Annotated in this window: 17 protein-coding genes; 11 read left to right on the top strand and 6 right to left on the bottom strand. The window is 68.8% G+C overall.

Features of this window, described 5'->3' with window-relative positions; translation table 11 throughout:
• Window positions 1-89 precede the first annotated feature (89 nt).
• Window positions 90-2318 carry a thioredoxin domain-containing protein gene (locus NO930_RS03965; RefSeq protein ID WP_256402561.1) on the top strand — a complete coding sequence of 743 codons (2229 nt, stop codon included), beginning with the start codon at window positions 90-92 and terminating at the stop codon, window positions 2316-2318.
• Between the two features lie 58 nt (window positions 2319-2376).
• Complete coding sequence (locus tag NO930_RS03960) at window positions 2377-3519, top strand: sensor histidine kinase (protein ID WP_137783844.1); 1143 nt, start codon at window positions 2377-2379, stop codon at window positions 3517-3519.
• A gap of 11 nt (window positions 3520-3530) precedes the next feature.
• On the opposite strand, the gene purN is transcribed toward NO930_RS03960, so the two are convergent.
• Complete coding sequence (gene purN / locus NO930_RS03955) at window positions 3531-5135, bottom strand: phosphoribosylglycinamide formyltransferase (RefSeq protein WP_256402560.1); 1605 nt, start codon at window positions 5133-5135, stop codon at window positions 3531-3533.
• Window positions 5136-5322: 187 nt separating this feature from the next.
• Between purN and purB the strand changes: the two genes are divergently transcribed.
• Window positions 5323-6816, top strand: coding sequence for an adenylosuccinate lyase (purB, locus tag NO930_RS03950; protein WP_256402559.1), 1494 nt, complete (start codon window positions 5323-5325; stop codon window positions 6814-6816).
• Window positions 6817-6841: 25 nt separating this feature from the next.
• Here the strand turns inward: purB and NO930_RS03945 are convergent, their stop codons facing one another.
• The 3 genes from NO930_RS03945 to NO930_RS03935 all read right to left on the bottom strand — a co-directional run bounded on the left by NO930_RS03945 (window position 6842) and on the right by NO930_RS03935 (window position 8434).
• The gene (locus tag NO930_RS03945) at window positions 6842-7876 is read right to left on the bottom strand and encodes an MsnO8 family LLM class oxidoreductase (protein ID WP_137783755.1); all 1035 of its coding nucleotides are present in this window, start codon (window positions 7874-7876) and stop codon (window positions 6842-6844) included.
• A gap of 142 nt (window positions 7877-8018) precedes the next feature.
• A complete protein-coding gene (locus tag NO930_RS03940; RefSeq protein ID WP_049983101.1) occupies window positions 8019-8195 on the bottom strand; it encodes a 50S ribosomal protein L37e in 177 nt (58 codons plus the stop codon).
• Window positions 8192-8434, bottom strand: coding sequence for an LSM domain-containing protein (locus NO930_RS03935; RefSeq protein WP_256402558.1), 243 nt, complete (start codon window positions 8432-8434; stop codon window positions 8192-8194). The genes NO930_RS03940 and NO930_RS03935 overlap by 4 nt, the downstream gene beginning before the upstream one ends.
• Window positions 8435-8708: 274 nt before the next feature.
• On the opposite strand from NO930_RS03935, the gene NO930_RS03930 reads away from it, so the two are divergent.
• The 3 genes from NO930_RS03930 to NO930_RS03920 all read left to right on the top strand — a co-directional run bounded on the left by NO930_RS03930 (window position 8709) and on the right by NO930_RS03920 (window position 12121).
• Window positions 8709-10061 (top strand): ribonuclease J, encoded by a 1353-nt coding sequence (locus NO930_RS03930; protein WP_137784328.1) that lies wholly within the window; start codon window positions 8709-8711, stop codon window positions 10059-10061.
• Complete coding sequence (gene idsA3 / locus NO930_RS03925) at window positions 10058-11104, top strand: geranylfarnesyl diphosphate synthase (protein ID WP_256402557.1); 1047 nt, start codon at window positions 10058-10060, stop codon at window positions 11102-11104. The genes NO930_RS03930 and idsA3 overlap by 4 nt, the downstream gene beginning before the upstream one ends.
• A 90-nt stretch (window positions 11105-11194) precedes the next feature.
• Window positions 11195-12121 (top strand): DMT family transporter, encoded by a 927-nt coding sequence (locus tag NO930_RS03920; protein WP_256402556.1) that lies wholly within the window; start codon window positions 11195-11197, stop codon window positions 12119-12121.
• Between the two features lie 22 nt (window positions 12122-12143).
• Here NO930_RS03920 and NO930_RS03915 read toward each other — a convergent pair whose 3' ends face one another.
• Window positions 12144-12611 carry a peroxiredoxin gene (locus NO930_RS03915; protein ID WP_256402555.1) on the bottom strand — a complete coding sequence of 156 codons (468 nt, stop codon included), beginning with the start codon at window positions 12609-12611 and terminating at the stop codon, window positions 12144-12146.
• 79 nt (window positions 12612-12690) lie between these two features.
• Between NO930_RS03915 and NO930_RS03910 the strand changes: the two genes are divergently transcribed.
• From NO930_RS03910 to NO930_RS03900, 3 genes are all read left to right on the top strand, one after another.
• The gene (locus NO930_RS03910; RefSeq protein WP_256402554.1) at window positions 12691-14796 is read left to right on the top strand and encodes a histidine kinase N-terminal 7TM domain-containing protein; all 2106 of its coding nucleotides are present in this window, start codon (window positions 12691-12693) and stop codon (window positions 14794-14796) included.
• A 71-nt stretch (window positions 14797-14867) separates the two neighbouring features.
• Window positions 14868-15773 (top strand): type II methionyl aminopeptidase, encoded by a 906-nt coding sequence (map, locus tag NO930_RS03905; RefSeq protein ID WP_256402553.1) that lies wholly within the window; start codon window positions 14868-14870, stop codon window positions 15771-15773.
• Window positions 15773-16324, top strand: a complete 552-nt coding sequence (locus NO930_RS03900; protein WP_256402552.1) for an HIT family protein — start codon at window positions 15773-15775, stop codon at window positions 16322-16324. Before map ends, NO930_RS03900 begins: the two co-directional genes overlap by 1 nt.
• A gap of 61 nt (window positions 16325-16385) precedes the next feature.
• On the opposite strand, the gene thiL is transcribed toward NO930_RS03900, so the two are convergent.
• A complete protein-coding gene (gene thiL / locus NO930_RS03895) occupies window positions 16386-17336 on the bottom strand; it encodes a thiamine-phosphate kinase (protein WP_256402551.1) in 951 nt (316 codons plus the stop codon).
• Between the two features lie 239 nt (window positions 17337-17575).
• Here thiL and NO930_RS03890 point away from each other — a divergent pair, with 239 nt between their 5' ends.
• The gene (locus NO930_RS03890) at window positions 17576-17926 is read left to right on the top strand and encodes a hypothetical protein (protein ID WP_256402550.1); all 351 of its coding nucleotides are present in this window, start codon (window positions 17576-17578) and stop codon (window positions 17924-17926) included.
• Window positions 17927-18065: 139 nt separating this feature from the next.
• Window positions 18066-19154, top strand: a complete 1089-nt coding sequence (aceA, locus tag NO930_RS03885; RefSeq protein WP_256402549.1) for an isocitrate lyase — start codon at window positions 18066-18068, stop codon at window positions 19152-19154.
• The last annotated feature ends 59 nt before the right edge of the window (window positions 19155-19213 follow it).

The raw sequence follows: 19213 nt of genomic DNA, 5'->3' as shown, positions 1-19213 counted from the left end.
TATGCACCGTCGTGGATAGCCGTTCGACGGGACGACTGGTGTGCGGACCGGTGTGACGGGTTTTTGCCGCGCCGGGTCGAACCGCGCGTATGTCACAGCCGACGGCACGGAACCGCCTCGACGAGGAGGCGAGCCCGTACCTCCGACAGCACGCCGACAACCCGGTCAACTGGCAGCCGTGGGGCGAGGAGGCGTTCGAGCGCGCCCGCGAACACGACGTGCCCGTGTTCGTCTCCATCGGTTACTCGTCGTGCCACTGGTGTCACGTGATGGCCGAAGAGAGCTTCGAGGACGAGTCCGTCGCGTCGATCCTCAACGAGCAGTTCGTTCCGATCAAGGTCGACCGCGAGGAGCGCCCGGACGTCGACAGCACGTTCATGACGGTCTCACAGCTCGTCACCGGCGGCGGCGGGTGGCCGCTCTCGGCGTGGTGTACCCCCGAGGGGAAGCCGTTCTACGTCGGTACGTACTTCCCGCCGGAGCCGCGCCGGAACCAGCCCGGGTTCCGAGACCTGTGCGAACAGATCGCGGAGTCCTGGCGCGATCCCGACCAGCGCGAGGAGATGCGCCACCGAGCGGAGCAGTGGGCGTCGAGCGCCCGCGACGAACTTGAGTCGGTCCCGGACGGTATCGGCGGCGACCCGCCCGGTTCGGAGCTGCTTGAAGAGGCTGCCGCCGCCGCGGTCCGCGGCTACGACGAGGAGCACGGCGGGTTCGGAAGCGGCGGCGCGAAGTTCCCGATGCCGGGTCGAATCGATCTGTTGTTCCGGGCGTACGCGGAGAGCGGTCGCGACAGCGCGCTCGCGGCCGCGACCGGCACGCTCGACGGGATGGCGTCGGGCGGGGTGTACGACCAGATCGGCGGCGGATTCCACCGCTACGCGGTCGACCGGCAGTGGACGGTCCCGCACTTCGAGAAGATGCTGTACGACAACGCCGAGCTGCCCATGGTCTACCTCGACGGGTATCGGCTCACCGGGGATCCGGCCTACGCCCGGATCGCGAGCGAGACGCTCGGGTTCGTCGATCGCGAGCTTCGGCACGCGGACGGTGGGTTCTTCAGCACGCTCGACGCCCGGAGCCGGCCGCCGACGGCGCGCACCGGCGGGGGTTCAACGGGCGGCGACGACGGAGACGGCGGAGACGTGGAGGGCGCGTTCTACGTCTGGACGCCGAGCGAGGTCGACGCGGTGTTGGACGAACCCGCGGCGTCGATCGCCAAACAGCGGTTCGGGATCCGGTCGGGAGGGAACTTCGAGCGCGGCACGACCGTCCCGACGGCCGCGGCCCCGGTCGAGGCGCTCGCCGAGGATCGCGATCGGTCGCCCGAGGAGATCCGCGAAGTTCTGACCGAGGCGCGCGTCGCCCTCTTCGAGGCGCGGCAGTCGCGACCGCGTCCCGCCCGCGACGAGAAGGTCCTCGCCTCGTGGAACGGGCGAGCGATCTCGGCGTTCGCGAGTGCGGGTCGCACGCTCGGCGACCCGTACGCCGCGATCGCACGCGACGCGCTCGACTTCTGCCGAGAGAAACTCTACGACGCCGAGACGGGAACACTCGCTCGGCGCTGGCTCGACGGCGACGTGCGGGGTCCGGGATACCTCGACGACTACGCGTTTCTCGCGCGCGGCGCGCTCGACGTGTACGGGGTCACTGGGGACCCGGAGCCGCTCGGGTTCGCGTTGGATCTGGCCGACGCGATCGTCGCCGACTTCTACGACGCCGACGACGGGACGGTCTACTTCACGCGGGATCCGGAGTCGGACGCGGACGACGAGGGTGTAGACGGGGAGCCCGACGACGGTCCCGGATCGCTTTTCGCGCGGCCGCAGGAGTTCACCGACCGGTCGACGCCGTCGAGCCTCGGCGTCGCGGCGGAGACGCTGGCGATGCTCGACGGGTTCCGGACCGACCGCCGGTTCGCGGAGACGGCGGAGTCCGTCGTGACGACGCACGCCGACAGAATCCGCGCGAGCCCGCTGGAGCACGTGTCGCTCGTTCGAGCCGCGGAACGGGTCCGGACCGGTGGGATCGAGGTGACGATCGCGGCCGAGACGGTCCCCGACGAGTGGAACGAAACGCTCGGCGAACGGTACCTCCCCGGAGCGCTCGTCTCGCCGCGGCCGCCGACCGCGGACGGTCTCGACGAGTGGCTCGACCGGCTGGGTATGGAGTCGGCTCCGCCGATCTGGGCGAACCGCGACGCAGAGGCCGACGACCCGACTGCGTACGTGTGTGAGGGGAAGGCCTGTTCGCCGCCGGAGACCGACCTCGACGCGGCGCTGGCGTGGCTCTCGTCGCGCGGGAACGGAGGTGTCTAGCGGTCCCGGCTGATTTAATAGCCGGGGGTGCGGTGGATCGTTATAGCATTGTGATACGATGAGTGACGCCCAGCCATCGGAGGGTGACGTGCTCCGCCGGATGTACCGGATCACCGCGGACCAAGAACGATCCTTCGAGGGGAAGGTTCCGGACCTGCTTGACCTGGGTCGGGAGTATCTCGGCGTCGAGGTCGGATTCCTCACCGAGATCGACGGCGACACGCAGCTGATAATCGAGGCGCGCGGGGACCACGACCTGCTCCGGCCCGACTCCAGTTGCCCGCTGTCGCGAGCGTACTGCCGGAAGACGATCGATATCGACGGCGCGTTGACCGTCCAACACGCGAGAGTCGAGGGGTGGGAAGACGACGCGGCCTACGAGGAGTTCGGACTCGAAGCGTACATCGGTGCCAAGGTGCTCGTCGACGGCGAGGTGTACGGAACGTTCTGTTTCGCCGACACCGAGCCCCGGGACCGACCGTTCTCCGAGGACGAGGAGACGTTCGTAGAGCTCTTAGCGCAGTGGGTGGGCTACGAGATCTTCCACGCGCAGGCGACGGAGCGAATCCAGAGCCAGCGCGATCAGTTGGAGGAGTTCACGCGGATCGTCTCACACGACATCCGGAATCCGCTCGGCGTCGTCGAGGGATACCTCGAACTGGCCGAGGAGACCGGCGACCCGGAGCACTTCGAGCGGTGCCGGGAGGCGATACACCGGATGGAGTCGCTCGTCGACGACCTGCTGTTTCTCACCCGCGAGGGGCAGACGATCGGGGGGCGCGAGTCGATCGCGCTCGGCGATCTCGTCCGCGAGTGCTGGTCGTTCGTGGACGCCGACGGTGCGACCCTGCGCGTCGAGACCGACCGCGACCTCTACGGCGACTGGAGCCGGCTCCAGCAGGTGTTCGAGAACCTCTTTCGGAACGCGGTCGAACACGGCGGAGACGAGGTCACGGTGACCGTCGGCGAACTCGACGACGGGGCCGGGATCTACGTCGCGGACGACGGGGACGGAATCCCGGAGAGCGACCGCGAGGAGGTGTTCTCCGACGGGTACACCACCGCGGAGTCCGGCACCGGCCTCGGGCTAGCGATCATCCGTCAGGTCGTCGCGGCGCACGGCTGGACGATCGGGGTTACTGAGAGCGACGAGGGCGGCGCGCGGTTCGAGATCCGCGGGATGGACCCCGACGGCGAGTGACCGGCGAGCCGTCAGTCGTGTCGGAAACAGCGCGATCCGGTAAAGGCCATCGCCATGTCGTGCTCGTCGGCGGCGGCGATCACGTCCTCGTCGTTGACGGAGCCGCCGGGCTGGATCACGGCCTCGATACCGGCGTCGGCGGCCTCCTCGATCGCGTCCGGGAAGGGGAAGAAGGCGTCAGAGGCCATCACCGCGCCCTCGGCCGACTTGCCGTCGGCGTCTTTCGCTGATTTCATCGCCGCGAGCGTCACCGCGTCGACGCGCGACACCTGACCCATGCCGACCCCGACCGTCTCGGTGCCGGTCGCGAACAGGATACCGTTGGATTTCACGTGTTTGAGCGTCTTCCACGCGAAGGTCATCGTCTCCAACTGCTCGTCGGTCGGCTCGCGCTCGGTGACCACTTCCAGATCGTCGGCCGTCGGCGACTGGCGGTCGCGCTCCTGCACGAGCCGCCCGCCCACGATCGGCTTCTCGGTGAACCGCTCGGTGAAGCGGTCGTCGCCGTCTCCGAGTGCCCCGACGTCGAGCACTCGGAGGTTCTTTTTCTCCGTGAGCACGTCGAGCGCGCTCTCCGTGTAGCCCGGCGCGACGACGACCTCCTTGAACGAGTCCGCGACGGCGGTCGCCGTGTCGGCGTCACACTCGCGGTTCAGGGCGACGATGCCGCCGAACGCCGATTTGGCGTCCGTCCGGAGCGCGCGGTCGTACGCGTCCGCGAGCGTGTCGCTCGTCGCGCAGCCCGCGGGGTTGGTGTGTTTGATCACGGCGGCGGCGGGGTCGTCGAACTCCTTGACCAGATCGAGGGCGGCGTCGGCGTCGTTGTAGTTGTTGTACCCCATCCCCTTCGCGCCGGGGTTCAGCTGCGGAGCCCCGACGACGCTCGCCTCCTCGCAGCCGTCGTCGGCGTACAGCGCGGCGTCCTGATGAGGGTTCTCGCCGTATCGGAGTTCGGCGGCGCGCTCCTCGGAGACGAACCGTCGCTCGGGGAAGTCGCCGCCCGTGTCGCCGTCGACGGTCGCGTCGACCGCCTCTCCGTCCTCGCTCCGCTCGACGGTCACCCGTCCCTCCGCGAACCACCGGACCGCCCGCGGGTACGCGGTGAACTCCGCGTCGTGGAGCACGCGGTCTTTCAGCGACTCGGCGTCGTCGTCGCCGTAGACGGGGACCGGCTCCTGGGTCACGATCGGGCCCGAGTCGACCGCTTCGGTGACGACGTGGACGGTACAGCCCGTGGTCCGAACGCCGGCGTCGAGGACCTGCTCGTGGGCGTCGGTGCCGGGGAACGACGGGAGAAGCGAGGGGTGGACGTTCAAGGTGGTCGGAACGGCGTCGAGGAGCTCGTCGGTCAGGACGCGCATGTAGCCGTCCAGACAGACGAGATCGATGTCGTATCCCGAGAGCCGGTCGACGATCCGGCGCTCGTGGGACTCACGGGACTCCCCGTCCTCCCGCTCGACGACCTCGGTGGGTATCCGGCGCTCCGTCGCGGCTTCGAGAACGGGCGCTTGCTCCCGGTTCGTCAGGACGACCGACAGCTCCGCGCCCCCCGGCGCGACGTCGGCGATGTGTCTGAGGTTCCGCCCCCGGTTGCTCGCGAGTCCGGCGATCTTCATACACGAGGGGACCGACCGATCGGGTATATCGATTGCGGTCCGTCGCGGATATAGATCCACGTTCGCGGATAAGACGCGGGTGTCGGGGCGATTTGTGCGGCGAACTTATCCACATCTGTGCGATTCACACCGATCCCGGTGGGTCGCCATCGACACGCTTTTGCTGGCTCCGGGGGCACTCGCGGACATGACCGATCGCTCCGAACCGACGGACGACGACACCATCTCCGGGCTGTCTCGCTCCGACCCGCTCGCGGCGGTCTCGCCGCTCGACGGGCGGTACGCCTCCCGCACCGCGCCGCTTTCTCCGTACGCGAGCGAGGCCGCGCTCATGCGCGCCCGGACCCGCGTCGAAGTCGAGTACCTGATCGCCTTGGCCGACCTCGACGCGACGCCGATCGGGCTCGACGAGGCCGCACGCGAGTCGCTCCGGGAGATATACGACGCGTTCTCCGCCGAGGACGCGCGGCTGATCAAGGCGCTCGAAGTCGAGGGCGCAGAGGGGTACGCCGCGACCAACCACGACGTGAAGGCGGTCGAGTACTTCCTGCGCGTCCGGATCGACCGACTGGCGGCGTCCGGAGACGGCGACGACGCGACCGCGAGCGCCGACTCGCCGATCGGCGACGCCGAGGCGCTGTATCCGTGGATACACTTCGGGTTGACGAGCGAGGACGTGAACAACCTCGCGCACCGACTGCTCCTCGCGTCGGCCGTGACCGAAGTGGTCGTCCCCGCGATCCGCAAGGTGCGCGACGCGCTCGCCGAACTCGCACGAGACCACCGCGACGCGCCCATGCTCGCGCGCACTCACGGCCAGCCCGCGACGCCGACCACCTTCGGCAAGGAGATGGCGGTGTACGCCGCCCGGCTCGGCCGCGCGCTCGGCCGCGTCGTCGTCGCGAACGGGGACCTCTCGGGGAAGCTCGCCGGCGCGTCCGGAACCTACGCCGCCCACGCGGCCGCGTATCCCGAGGTCGACTGGCGGGCGTTCGCCGAGTCGTTCGTGCGCGATTTGGGCTTAGAACACACGCCGCTCGCGACGCAGGTGAACCCCTGTGACGACCTCGCCGCGCTTTTCGACGCGCTCCGCGGAGTCAACAACGTCCTCCTCGATTTGGATCTTGACGCGTGGCTGTACGTCTCGGACCGCTACCTCGGCCAGCGGACGGTCGAGGGTGAGACCGGCTCGTCGACGATGCCGCACAAGGTCAATCCGATCGACTTCGAGAACAGCGAGGGGAACCTCTCGAAGGCGAACGCCGACCTCACCTTCCTCGCCGACTACGTCACGAGCTCGCGGCTCCAGCGCGACCTGTCTGACTCGACGGTCAAACGCAACGTCGGCGCGGCGCTCGCACACTGTCTCATCGGCTACTCGAAGGCGGGAGACGGGCTCTCGAAGGTCGTTCCGAACGAGGCGGTGATGCGCGAGGAACTCGACGCGACGCCGGAAGTGATCGGCGAGGCGGTCCAGACGATCCTCCGACGCGAGGGGGACACCGAGGCCTACGAGCGCGTGAAGGAACTCACCCGCGGGCGGTCGGTAACGCTCGACGACTTCCGCGATCTGTTCGACGACCTCGACGTCAACGACGACGTCCGCGGGGAGCTGAAGGCGCTGACGCCCGCGGGCTACACCGGTGTCGCCGGCGACCTCGCCGACGAGATCGACGAGTAGCGGGCGACGAGCGTGCGGCGGGGGATCAGCTCCGCGGGTCGACCCCGACGGCCTCGGCCAGCATCGCGTGCGATTCGAGGGCCGCGTGAGGGTCGGGCACCGTGTGCTGTATCATCACCTCGTCGACGTCGATCCGACCGGCGAGCTGTGAGAGGACCGCCGCGATCGTCTCCGGGCTCCCGGAGACCGACCGTGGCCACTCGTCCGCGTCGAGGGTCGCCGGCGTCGGGTCCGGCGTCCCGCCCAGCTCGTCGATCGCCTCCTCGACCGACGGCGTGCGGTCGCCGAGGTTCCCGCGTTGCATCCGGCGGTAGACGGCCTCGGCGGGAGCGCGTCGTCGCGCGGCCGCCTCGTCGGTGTCCGCCGCGACCGCGTTGATCGCGAGCATGGCGCGAGGCGAATCGAGGCTCGCGGAGAGCGTTCCGGGATCGAACGCCTCGCGGTAGGCGGCGACGGCGCGCTCGGCGAACCCCGGGCGAATGAACCCCGCGAAACAGTAGGGGAGCCCGAGCGTCCCCGCGATCTCGCCGCTCGCCGGACTCGACCCGAGCACCCACGGGGCGGGCGGCGCGGCGCCGGAGCGAGGAACCGAGAGATCGGCGTACGGGTGGCCCTCCGGATACGCGTCGTAGAGGTGGTTCGCGACCGCGCGGATCCGCTCTTCGTGGTCCTCGTTCGGATTCTCGACCCGCCGTTCCGTGCCGAGCGCACGGTCGGCCGCCGGCGAGCCGTTCGCCCGGCCCAGCCCGGCGTCGACGCGTCCCGGGGCGAGTCCGTCGAGCGTCCCGAACGCCTCGGCGACTTTGAACGGGCTGTAGTGGTTGAGAAGCACCGCGCCGCTCCCGATCCGGATCTCGTCGGTCGCGGCGGCGAGCCGCCCGAGCAACACCTCGGGAGTCGTGCCCGCGAGCCGCTCGGCGCGGCCGTGGTGCTCTGCGACCCAGAACCGAGAGTAGCCGAGGTCCTCGGCCTGTCTCGCGGCCGCGACGGTGTTCTCGAAGGCGTCGGCTGCGGTCCCGCCGGCGGGGATCGGCGAGAGGTCGACAGCGGAGAGGTCCATGGGCACACTCGGCCATCGGTGCGGGAAACGATTGGGTTCCCGGCGGGGTCGTACGCGACCGAAACGCACGGCTTCGACGCCCGACTGCCGGACGCACGGCTACGAATCGGCAGGGGACGAAACGAGAAACGAGATACCGTCGTCAGTTGTCGCCGGACTTCGACTGCCAAGCGTAGTCACGCCGGGAGGCGGAGTCGCCGAAGCCGCACGACGAGCAGCGTTCCTTCTTGACGTGGTAGGACTTCTCGCCGCAGCGGCGGCACTTCACGTGAACCGTCTTGTTCTTTTTCCCCTGAGAGGGCGTTCCGGAGCCGGTCATGCTTTGATGGTGACGACGTTATCGCCGCGTATAATCGTTGTGTCTTCGATCGCGACCGCGAACTCGCCGTCGAGGTCGTCGTCGACGCGGTCGTCCACGTCGGCCTCGGGCTCGATGACGACGTTCATGTGCTGGTCGTAGCCGGCCAAGACGCCGTAGTACGTCGTGCCGTCTTTGAGGTGTACAGTCACCGGCTCCTCGAGCGACGCTTCGAGCACGTCGAGGGGTCGTCCACTCATTGTTTGTACGCGGCCCGTGGCACTATTAAAAATACCGGGAAGAAGGCGACCCTCGCCGTCCGGCCCCCTCGCGGAGCCGTCAGCGCGGCCGAACCCGGGTGTTTTTAAGATGGGCACCTGTATCTGCGAGCACCACACTCCCGCGGGACACGGTGAGTCAGCGGCGACTCGGCCGTAGCGGGGCCTCAACGACGCACGGTCGGACGTAGCGCAGAACGGCTCCTTGCGGGGTTTCAGTGATCGACGCCGATCAGGCGCTCGATATCAACAAATCATGGAAATCGAAATTGCGACACTCGGCGGGTACGAAGAGGTCGGTCGACAGATGACGGCGGTTCGCGCGGGCGACGACATCGTCATCTTCGACATGGGCCTGAACCTCAGTAAGGTCCTCATCCACGACAACGTGGAGACCGAGAAGATGCACAGCCTCGATCTGATCGACATGGGCGCGATCCCGGACGACCGCGTCATGAGCGAACTGGAGGGCGACGTGCAGGCGATCGTCCCCACGCACGGTCACCTCGACCACATCGCGGGCATCCCGAAGCTCGCGCACCGCTACGACGCACCCATCGTCGGATCCCCGTACACGATCGAACTGGTTCGCCAGCAGATCGAAGACGAGGGGAAGTTCCAGGTCGACAACGACCTCGTGAAGATGCAGGCGGGCGGCACGATGGCGATCGGCGACTCCGAGCAGGTCGAGATGGAGTTCGTCAACGTGACCCACTCGATCATCGACGCGATCAACCCGGTCTTACACACGCCCGAGGGCGCGATCGTCTACGGCCTCGACAAACGACTTGACCACGACCCCGTCATCGGTGACCCGATCGACATGGACCGGTTCCGCGAGATCGGCCGCCAAGACGAGGGCGTCCTCTGTTACATCGAGGACTGTACGAACGCGGGCCGCAAGGGCCGTACCCCCTCGGAGTCGTACGCCAAAAAGCACGTCGAGGACACGCTGACCTCGATGGAGGACTACTCGGGCGGTATCGTCGCCACGACGTTCTCCTCACACATCGCCCGCGTGAAGACGCTCGTCGAGTACGCCCGCGAGATCGGCCGCCAGCCGATCCTGCTCGGCCGCTCGATGGAGAAGTACTCCGGGACCGCAGAGCGGCTCGACTTCGTGGACTTCCAAGACGACATCGGCATGTACGGCCACCGGAAGTCCGTCAACCGCGCGTTCAAACGCATCATGAAGGAGGGGAAGGGCAACTTCCTCCCGATCGTGACGGGCCACCAGGGCGAGCCGCGCGCGATGTTGACCCGCATGGGCCGCGGCGAGACGCCGTACGAGATGGACGACGGCGACAAGATCGTCTTCAGCGCGAGCGTCATTCCGGAGCCGACCAACGAGGGACAGCGCTACCAGTCCGAACAGCTGCTTCGGATGCAGGGCGCGCGCATCTACGACGACATCCACGTCTCCGGCCACCTCCGCGAGGAGGGGCACTACGAGATGCTCGACGCGCTCCAGCCCCAGCACCTGATCCCCGGCCACCAGACGCTGAAGGGTCGCTCGCCGTACGTGGACCTCGCGAAGTCGCAGGGGTACAAGCTCGGCCGTGACGTTCACGTCACGCAGAACGGCAGCGTCATCCAGCTCGTCGAATGACGAGCGAGACGAAGGAGGCGCGGGTGCTCGACGCCATCCGCGAGCGGCGCGACTTGGTCAACGCCGCTATCGACGAGGAGCTGCCGGTCGAAGAGCCGAAGCGCCTCTACGAAGCGACGCGGTACATCCTCGAAGCCGGTGGAAAGCGGCTCCGCCCAACGGTGGCGACGCTGGCCGCCGAGGCGGTCACCGGCGTCGAACCGCTGAGCACCGAGTTCCGCGAGTTCCCGGCGCTCGACGGTCGGCCGGTCGACGTGATGCGCGCGGCGGTCGCCATCGAGGTCATCCAGTCGTTCACGCTGATTCACGACGACATCATGGACGAGGACGCGCTCAGACGCGGCGTGCCCGCCGTTCACGAGCAGTACGACACATCGACGGCGATCCTCGCCGGCGACACGCTCTACTCGAAGGCGTTCGAGTTCATGACCGAGACCGGCGCTGACCCGGCGAACGGACTGGAGGCGATGCGGATGCTCGCGTCCACCTGCACCGAGATCTGCGAGGGGCAGGCGCTCGACGTCGCCTTCGAGTCGCGCGACGACATCCTCCCGGAGGAGTACCTCGAGATGGTCGAGTTGAAGACCGCGGTCCTGTACGGCGCGTCGGCGGCGACGCCGGCCGTGCTGCTCGGAGCCGACGAGGAGGTCGCCGAGGCGCTGTACCAGTACGGGATCGACTCGGGCCGAGCGTTCCAGATCCAAGACGACGTGCTCGATCTGACCGTCCCCTCCGAGGAGCTGGGCAAGCAGCGCGGCTCCGACCTCGTCGAGGGGAAAGAGACGCTTATCACGCTCCACGCCCGCCAGCAGGGCGTCGACGTCGACGGGCTCGTCGACGCCGACACGCCCGACGAAGTGACGGAGGCGGCGATCGACGACGCGGTGGCCGCGCTCGAAGACGCCGGGTCGATCGCCTACGCCCGCGAGACCGCCGAGGACCTCACGGCGCGCTCGAAGGAGCACCTCGACGTGCTCCCCGAGAGCGGCTCTCGCGAACTCCTCCGTGACCTCGCCGACTACCTGATCGTCCGCGGCTACTGAGCGGCCCGAGTCGAACGCGGACGGCCGCCACCCGACCGCCCCGACGGTGAAACGGACACGGCTTTACCCGCGGCGGCCGTCCGGTAGCGCGTGTCCGGATACCGAGACGTCGCGTTGTTCTTCCTGCTCGCGCTCTTGTGGGGCGGGTCGTTCGTCTCCATCGAGGTCGGCCTCGACTACTACCCGCCGATACTGTACGCCGCCTATCGGTTCGACGTAGCCGCGGTCGCGCTGCTCTCGTACGTCCTGTTTACCGAGTCGTCGCCGCTCCCGCGCACCCGCGGCGACCTGGCGGCGATCGGGTTCAGCGGCGGCCTCTCCGTCGCGGTCAACAACTCGCTTCTGTTCGTCGGCCAGCAGTACACCACGAGCGGGATCGCCGCCATCACCTACAGTCTGGTCCCGATCGCGACCGCCGCCGTCGCCGCGCTCTGGATCGGCGGCACGAACCTCGACGCGCGGGGCGCGGTGGGCGTCGTGTTGGCGTTCGTCGGCGTCGGGCTCGTCGCGCAGCCGGATCCGTCGAACCTCGCCGGCGGCGTCACGATCGGCGTCGGGCTCATCTCCGTCGGCGTGCTCGCGGTCGCGGTGGGTAGCGTCGGCCTCCGCACGGTCGAGACGAGCTTCTCCAGCATCGCGCTCACCGGCTGGGCGATGGGATTCGGCGCGCTGCTCATCCACGGGCTCAGCCTCGGACTCGGCGAGACACAGCGGCTTCCGGCCACGGAGCTTCCAGCGCTCGCGGCGCTCGGCTTCCTCGGCCTGCTGGCGTCGGCGGTGGCGTACACGATCTACTTCACGCTTCTCGGCCGGCTGGGTGCCTTCGAGATCAACCTCGTCTCGTACGTCGTGCCCGTGGTCGCAACGGTCACCGGCGCGCTGCTGCTCGAAGAGCCCGTCACGCCGCTCACGGTGGCCGGGTTCGCCGTCATCGTCGTCGGCTTCGGCCTGCTGAAACGACACGCGATCGCGACGGAAGCGCCGAAGCTGCTGGCGCGCGTCGGCGGGCTGTTCTAGCCGTCCCGCTGCGCTCGCGCGCCTAGCCGTCCAGCGCCTCGACGTCCTCGACTATCTCGACCGCGTGTTCCTCGGGGTCGACTCCCTCGTACGCGAGCACGACGGTGCCGTCCGAATCGAGCACGTACGTGTTTCGGAACACGCCGTCGAAGGTGTTTCCGAACATGTTCTTCTCGCCGTAGGAGTCGTAGGCGCGCGCAACCTCGCCGTCGGGGTCCGAGAGGAGCGTGAACGGGAGGTCGTAGTCGTCGGCGAACGACGCCAGATCCGCGACCGGGTCGTCGCTGACGCCGACGACGGCGATGTCGGCGTCCGCGAAGACGTCCCACTCGTCGCGGAACCCGCAGGCCTCGGTCGTACACCCCGGCGTGTCTGCGCGCGGGTAAAAGTAGACGACCGTATAGCGCGCGTCGGTCGGATCGACGGTGACGGTGTCACCGCGGTGGTCCGTGAGCGAGATCGGTGGGGCGGCGTCTCCGGGTTCGAGCATACGCCGTCTCCCGTCCGAGAGCGGTTAGGACGTTCGGTCCGGTTCCTTTTTACTCGCCACCGTCCTCGGGACGGTACCCATGGAGTGGCAACCGACGCCGTTCACCGCGCCGTTGCTGGTCGCGGCGCTCGCGTCCTTCGGGTTCGCCGGGTACGCTCTCAAGAACCGGCTGCGAGGCGGGAAGCCACTCATCTCCAGTTTCGTCGGCGTCACCGTCGGTGCGGGCCTCTGGGCGCTGGCGTACGCCGCTCAGCTCTCTGCGACGACGCTCGCCGAAACGCTGTTCTGGAACCGGTTCGTGTGGATCGGCGTCGCCGTCCTCGCCGTCGCGTGGCCGGCGTTCGTGCTCGCGTACGTCGACTGGCGGGAGTGGTTTCGGCCGAGTCGCCTCGCGCTCCTCTGTGCCGTCCCGCTCGTCGTCGGCGGCGCGATCCTCGCTTTCGGTGCCGATCCCCTCTTTTATCGATCGCCGACGCTGTCCGATTCGAACGGCTACCTCGTGTTGACGTTCCTCCCGACGCCGGCGCTTATCGGATTTATGGCGTACACGTATCTCGTGAACATTCTCACGTTCCTCGTGCTCGGCTCCGTCGCGCTCACCCGCGGCGGAGTGTTCCGCCGACAGGCCGCGCTCCTCGTCGTCGCCGGTGTCGCACCGATGGCCGCGGGAGTGCTCGGCGTGTGGGGAGCGTTCGGAACGGCCTTCGTCGATTACACCCCGATCACGTTCGCCGGGACCTCTCTCGTGCTCGGCTGGGTCGTGTTCAGATACCGCCTCTTCGATCTCTCGCCCGTCGCCCGCGACGTCGTGTTCGCGAACCTCTCCGACGGCGTCGTCGTCGTCAGGCCGGACCGCCGGATCGTCGACGTGAACGGTCCTGCGCGGGCGCTTTTCCCGTCCGCGACCGTCGGGAGCCGCATCGACGACGCGTTCGAGGACGCTCCGGGCGTCGTCGAAGCGGTCGACGGCGGCGGGGCGGACGGCGAGGGTCGGTCGCGAGCGTCGGAGGCGGTCTCCGAGACCCGCGTGACCGTCGACCGCGGCGGCGACCCGCGTATCCTCACCGTGACGCCGCACGACATCACCGCTGGCGAGGGAAGGCAGTCGGCCGGCGGCGGGACCGTTCTGCTGTTCCGCGACGTCACGGCGCGGGAGACGCTTCAACGCCGGTATCGGGCGCTCATCGAGAAGTCGCCGAACGTCATCGCCGTGTGCGGCACGGACGGTCTCGTTCGGTACGTGAGCCCCTCCGTCGAACGGCTGCTCGGACACTCGCCCGCGGAGGTCGAAGGGCGGCCGGCGATCGACTTCGTTCACCCCGACGACCGCGAGACGTCTCAGCGCGCGTTGGAACGCGCCTTCCAGACCTGTGAACCCCAGACGGTCGACCATCGACTCCTCCACGTGAACGGGAACTGGCGGCAGTTCGAGACGACCGTCGAGGGGCTGTTCGAGGAGACGAACGAGGTGGTGATCACGGCGACGGACGTGACGGAGAGCCGCCGATACGAACAGCGGCTCCAAGTTCTCAACCGCGTTCTCAGACACGATCTGAAAAACGACGCGAACGTGATCGGCGGGTACGCCGGCCTCCTGCGCGACCACGTCGACGAGGAGGGTGAGGAGTACCTCGACATCGTCGACCGCAAGGTGCAGACGCTGACGCACCTCAGCGACCAGGCCCGCGAGATCGACGTCGCGCTCCACAACGACGCCGGACGGGCGACGATCGACCTGGCGGAGCTGCTCCCGCGGCTCTGTGCCGCGCTCGAATCGGCGTTCCCGCACGCGGACGTGAGCGTCTCGGTCCCGGAGACGGCCGTCGTCCGCGCGGACGAGCTGCTCGAATCCGCCGTGCGGAACGTGTTGGAGAACGCCGTCGTCCACAACGACGGGGCGGAGCCGGTCGTCGACGCTCGCGTCGACGCCGTCGACGACGGCTATCGGATCGCGGTCGACGACGACGGCCCGGGCATCCCCACGGTCGAGCGAACGGTCTTCTCGGAGGAGCGCGAGACGCCGCTCGAACACGCGAGCGGACTCGGGCTCTGGCTCGTCCACTGGATCGTCTCGCAGTCCGGCGGCGAGCTGTCGATAGACACCCGAGAGCCGCGGGGAACGCGGGTGAGGATGTGGCTTCCGGCGGCCGACGAACTGAACCCCGATCGGGCGACGGGAGAGTGATTCGACGCCGTACCGCGGACTCGTAGCCTCCCTCCGCAACCTCTTTGCGGACGGTCGTCGAACCGGAACGCATGAGTCACGGACCCCTTGACGACGGCGCGGTCGAGAGCTACCGGGAGGCCGGCGCGGTGTTGGTCGAGGCGATGAACGAGGCCCGAGAGATGGTCGAACCGGGGCGGACGCACCTCGAAGTCGCCGAGTGGACCGAGGACTTCGTCCGCGAGCAGGGGGCCGGTCTGGCGTTCCCCGTGAACATCAGCGTCGACCCGGAGGCGTCACACGCGACGCCGGGCCGGGACGACGACGCGACGTTCGGCGAGGAGATGGTCTGTCTCGACGTTGGCGTCCACGTCGACGGCTACATCGCCGACGCCGCCGTCACGGTCGACCACACCGGCACCCCGGAGCTCGTCGAGGCCGCCGAGATGGCGCTGGAGGCCGCCGTCGACGAGGCCGGCCCGGGCGTGGAGGTCGGGGTCGTGGGACAGGCGATAGAGGACGTGATCCGCGGCTACGGCTACACGCCCGTGTTGAACCTCTCCGGGCACGGCGTCGAGCGGTACGACGCGCACACGGGCCCGACGGTGCCGAACCGCGGCGTCGACCGCTCCGTCGAACTGGAGCCCGGACAGGCCGTCGCTATCGAGCCGTTCGCGACGGACGGGCGGGGGAAGGTCGGTGAGGGGACGGACGAGGAGATCTTCGAGCAGACGGGGTCCGCGAGCGTGCGAGACCGCCGCGCGCGGCAGGCCTTGGAGGAGATCGAAGCGTTCGACGACCTCCCCTTCGCCGCGCGGTGGCTGGAGGGAGACCGCGTCGGGATGGCGCTTCGACGGCTCAAGCAGGCGAACGCGATCAAGGGGTACCCCGTGTTGAAGGAGGCGGACGACGCCGTCGTCAGTCAGGCCGAGCACACGCTTCTCGTCACCGACGACGGCGTCGAGGTGACGACCGCCGGCATCCACGACTTCGATTAATGGACCGGATCTACGCGCCGTGGCGGATCGAGTGGGTCGAGCGCGACGACGACCCGATCGACGGCTGCCCGTTCTGCGTGCTCCCCGAACGGGACTCCGACCGCGAGGCGCGGATCGTCGCGTACAGCGACCGCAACTACGTCCTGTTGAACAACGCGCCGTACAACCCCGGACACGCGATGGTGATCCCGCGCGAGCACACCGAAGACATCACCGACCTCGACGACGCGACGCTCGCGGACCACGCGAGACTGGAGGCGGCGACGATCGAGGCGATGCGCCGCGACGTCGACCCGGACGGCGTCAACACCGGGCGGAACCTCGGCGGGTCGGCGGCCGGCGGCTCGGTCGACCATCTCCACACGCACGTCGTGCCGCGGTGGGACGGCGACACGAACTTCATGCCCGTCGCCGCCGACACGAAGGTGATAGTCGAGGCGATAGACCGGACGTACGACCATCTCCACGCGGGTTTCACGGAGGACGACCGCGCGGTCGATGCGGGCGACGCAGAGGCCGGAGAGGCGGTCAGGCTGTCGTTCGACGACTGAGTTAACGGAGCGATGATTGAGTCGACGAGGCGACCGCCTCTCTTCTCGCCGCGCGCGCCGATCACTCCGTCCCGTGCGTGTAGCCGCGGTCCGGGAGCGGGTCGCCGTCGGCCGTGATCCCGTCGTCGGCCGCCACGACGGAACCCACGCGGACCAGCGATCCGGGGCACGCCGACTCGACGCGGTCCACCGCCGGCTCGGGGACCGCACAGACGAGCTCGAAGTCCTCGCCGAAGTGCGCGGCCAGTTCGAACCGCTCCGCGGGGTCGTCGGTCACCTCGTCGACCGCCGGATGAACGGGGACGGCGTCGCGGTCGAGCGCGAACCCGACCTCGCTCGCCTCCCCGAGCTGGTGGAGCGACCGCGCGAGACCGTCCGAGGAGTCCATCATCGCGGTCGCGTGCGGCGCAAGTGCGAGCCCGTCGGCCACGCGCGGGGTGAACCGGAACAGGTCGTTCGCGCGCTCGACGTCGTCGTCAGCCGAGCCGACGGCGGTTGTGGAGTCGGCAGCGGTCACGGAGTCGTCGGCGCGGCCCCGCTCGAACAGCCGGAGGGCCGCGGCGGAGCGTCCCCACTCGCCGGTGACACAGAGCGCGTCTCCCGGCGCAGCGCCGGAGCGCGTGACGGGGCCGCTCTCCGAGAGCGTCCCGATCGCGGTCGAGGCGGTCGTGAACTCCGCGTGCGTGTCGAGGTCGCCGCCGACGTACGAGGCGTCGACGGCGTCACAGACGTCCGCCGCGCCGGCGACGAACCGGTCGAGGTCCCCTTCGTCGAACTCGTCGTCGGCGTAGACGGCGACCGCCGCAGTCGCGGCGGCACCCATCGCGGCGACGTCCGAGAGCGACGCGCCGACGGCGCGCCAGCCGGCCGTGTACCTGCTCGTCCCCGGCGGGAAGTCCGTCCGCTCGTGGAGCATGTCCGTCGTGATGACGGTGTCCCCGACGACCGCCGCGTCGTCGCCCGCGTGCGGGAGGTCGACCGCGAGCGCCCGGAGCGCGTCTCGCTCGTTCACAGTGTCGAGTCCACGACCGGCGCGGATTAGAAGGGATCGGTCCGATCCGTGTCTTTTGTTAGCAAGATTCATTTAAGGGAGTAAAACACATTAACGAATATTATCATTATCAATCATTATGTTTATTACCATCCACCTGCTCGTGCCGAGTGCAATGTCAGTACCCGTACGCGGACACGGCACGGACCGACGCACAGACACGCCGATTCCCAGACGCCCACCGACTCCACCCCAACCCGATGACAACCCCTGACGACACGACGAACACGACCGACACGACGACTCGCACACCGACCGACCAGACATCGACGACGACCCGAGACGGGCAGACGTCCGGCACCGACGACGCCGCGGGGCGGCCGAACGCGACCTCCCCACAGATTCCCGGCCGCATCCCGGCGACGGAGGAGGCCGGCGCGCCGCTCGTCCCGCACGCCCGACCGACGACGCGGCCCGCGATCGATCCGACTCCGGCCGGCGGGACGACCCGCCGTCAGACCCCGCCGCCGGCCGACGGCGAGCGGGACGCGCCGCTCGTCCCCGACCTGCGTCCGACCCGCCGGACGCGCGCCGACGGGGGTGCCCGATGACCGCGACTCGTTCTCGACGCCCGCGGCCCGACGCGAGCCCGACTCCGATGACGGGCACCGGCGACGGCCCGCGACCCGACCCGACCACGTTCACGCGACGCGCGATCGACCGATTCGACGACGACAGCGAGTGACATCCATGCATCCAAGCGAACTCGACGACGACGTTTACGCCAGAGACATCGACAACCCGGCCGGCCGCAAGCTCCGCGAGCAGTTCGCCGAGCAGGACTACACGTTCGCGCCCGGGATCTATCACGCGCTCGACGCTCGACTCGCCGAGATGGCCGGCGTCGACGCCGCCTACATGAGCGGCTACTCGACCGTCCTCGGCCAGTTCGGCTTCCCCGACCTGGAGATGGTCTCCATGACCGAGATGGTCGAGAACGCGAAGCGAATGGTCGAAGCGACGAACCTGCCGGTCGTCGCCGACTGTGACACGGGCTACGGCGGCGTCCACAACGTCCGCCGCGCGGTCCGCGAGTACGAGAAGGCCGGCGTCGCCGCCGTCCACATCGAAGACCAGACCTCGCCGAAGCGCTGCGGCCACATCGCCGGCAAGCAGATCGTCTCCCGCGAGCAGGCCCGCTCGCGCTTCGAGGCCGCGGTCGACGCGAAGCAGAGCGAGGACACGGTCATCATCGCGCGCACGGACGCGTACGGCTCCGCGAACGGCGACTGGGACGAACACGTCGAGCGCGGCCGGATCTACGCCGAAGCCGGCGTCGACCTCGTCTGGCCCGAGATGCCCGACCCGTCCCGCGAGGACGCGATCCGCTACGCCGAGGAGATCCACGAGACCCATCCCGACCTGGACCTCGCTTTCAACTACTCCTCGTCGTTCGCGTGGAGCGAGCAGGAGGACCCGCTCACGTTCGAGGAACTCGGCGACTTGGGCTACCAGTACATCTTCATCACGCTGTACGGGCTCCACTCCGGGGCACACGCCGTCTACGAGGACATGGAGAACATCGCCCAGAACGCCGAACAGGCCCAGTGGGATCTAGAAGACCGCTACCTCGGTCACGAGACCGAGAGCCACCACGAGCTCTCTTTCGTCCCGCGGTATCAGGACATCGAGGCGCGCTTCGACCCCGAGGCGAAGGCCCGCCAGGAGGAGTCCGCCGGATTCACCGAAGAGGAGAGCGACCCGATCACGACCGGCGACGAGTCGGAGAGCGAAGAGGAGAGCGACCCGGTCGCGACGCCGGAGAGCGCCGACGACTGATCGGCGACCGCTCGGTCTGACGACGCGCGCGGCCGTTCACTCTCGCGTCGCGTTTTTTA

This window comes from Halorubrum salinum, assembly GCF_024494575.1.
Lineage (GTDB): Archaea > Halobacteriota > Halobacteria > Halobacteriales > Haloferacaceae > Halorubrum > Halorubrum salinum.
This window is presented reverse-complemented; position numbering and strand designations above follow the sequence as displayed.

What these genes read in the sequence shown, in the direction of transcription:
- NO930_RS03965 (WP_256402561.1), top strand. Translation starts at nt 90, where the DNA reads ATGTCACAGCCGACGGCACGGAACCGCCTCGACGAGGAGGCGAGCCCG.
- NO930_RS03960 (WP_137783844.1), top strand. Translation starts at nt 2,377, where the DNA reads ATGAGTGACGCCCAGCCATCGGAGGGTGACGTGCTCCGCCGGATGTAC.
- purN (WP_256402560.1), bottom strand. Translation starts at nt 5,135, where the DNA reads ATGAAGATCGCCGGACTCGCGAGCAACCGGGGGCGGAACCTCAGACAC.
- purB (WP_256402559.1), top strand. Translation starts at nt 5,323, where the DNA reads ATGACCGATCGCTCCGAACCGACGGACGACGACACCATCTCCGGGCTG.
- NO930_RS03945 (WP_137783755.1), bottom strand. Translation starts at nt 7,876, where the DNA reads ATGGACCTCTCCGCTGTCGACCTCTCGCCGATCCCCGCCGGCGGGACC.
- NO930_RS03940 (WP_049983101.1), bottom strand. Translation starts at nt 8,195, where the DNA reads ATGACCGGCTCCGGAACGCCCTCTCAGGGGAAAAAGAACAAGACGGTT.
- NO930_RS03935 (WP_256402558.1), bottom strand. Translation starts at nt 8,434, where the DNA reads ATGAGTGGACGACCCCTCGACGTGCTCGAAGCGTCGCTCGAGGAGCCG.
- NO930_RS03930 (WP_137784328.1), top strand. Translation starts at nt 8,709, where the DNA reads ATGGAAATCGAAATTGCGACACTCGGCGGGTACGAAGAGGTCGGTCGA.
- idsA3 (WP_256402557.1), top strand. Translation starts at nt 10,058, where the DNA reads ATGACGAGCGAGACGAAGGAGGCGCGGGTGCTCGACGCCATCCGCGAG.
- NO930_RS03915 (WP_256402555.1), bottom strand. Translation starts at nt 12,611, where the DNA reads ATGCTCGAACCCGGAGACGCCGCCCCACCGATCTCGCTCACGGACCAC.
- NO930_RS03910 (WP_256402554.1), top strand. Translation starts at nt 12,691, where the DNA reads ATGGAGTGGCAACCGACGCCGTTCACCGCGCCGTTGCTGGTCGCGGCG.
- map (WP_256402553.1), top strand. Translation starts at nt 14,868, where the DNA reads ATGAGTCACGGACCCCTTGACGACGGCGCGGTCGAGAGCTACCGGGAG.
- NO930_RS03900 (WP_256402552.1), top strand. Translation starts at nt 15,773, where the DNA reads ATGGACCGGATCTACGCGCCGTGGCGGATCGAGTGGGTCGAGCGCGAC.
- NO930_RS03890 (WP_256402550.1), top strand. Translation starts at nt 17,576, where the DNA reads ATGACAACCCCTGACGACACGACGAACACGACCGACACGACGACTCGC.
- aceA (WP_256402549.1), top strand. Translation starts at nt 18,066, where the DNA reads ATGCATCCAAGCGAACTCGACGACGACGTTTACGCCAGAGACATCGAC.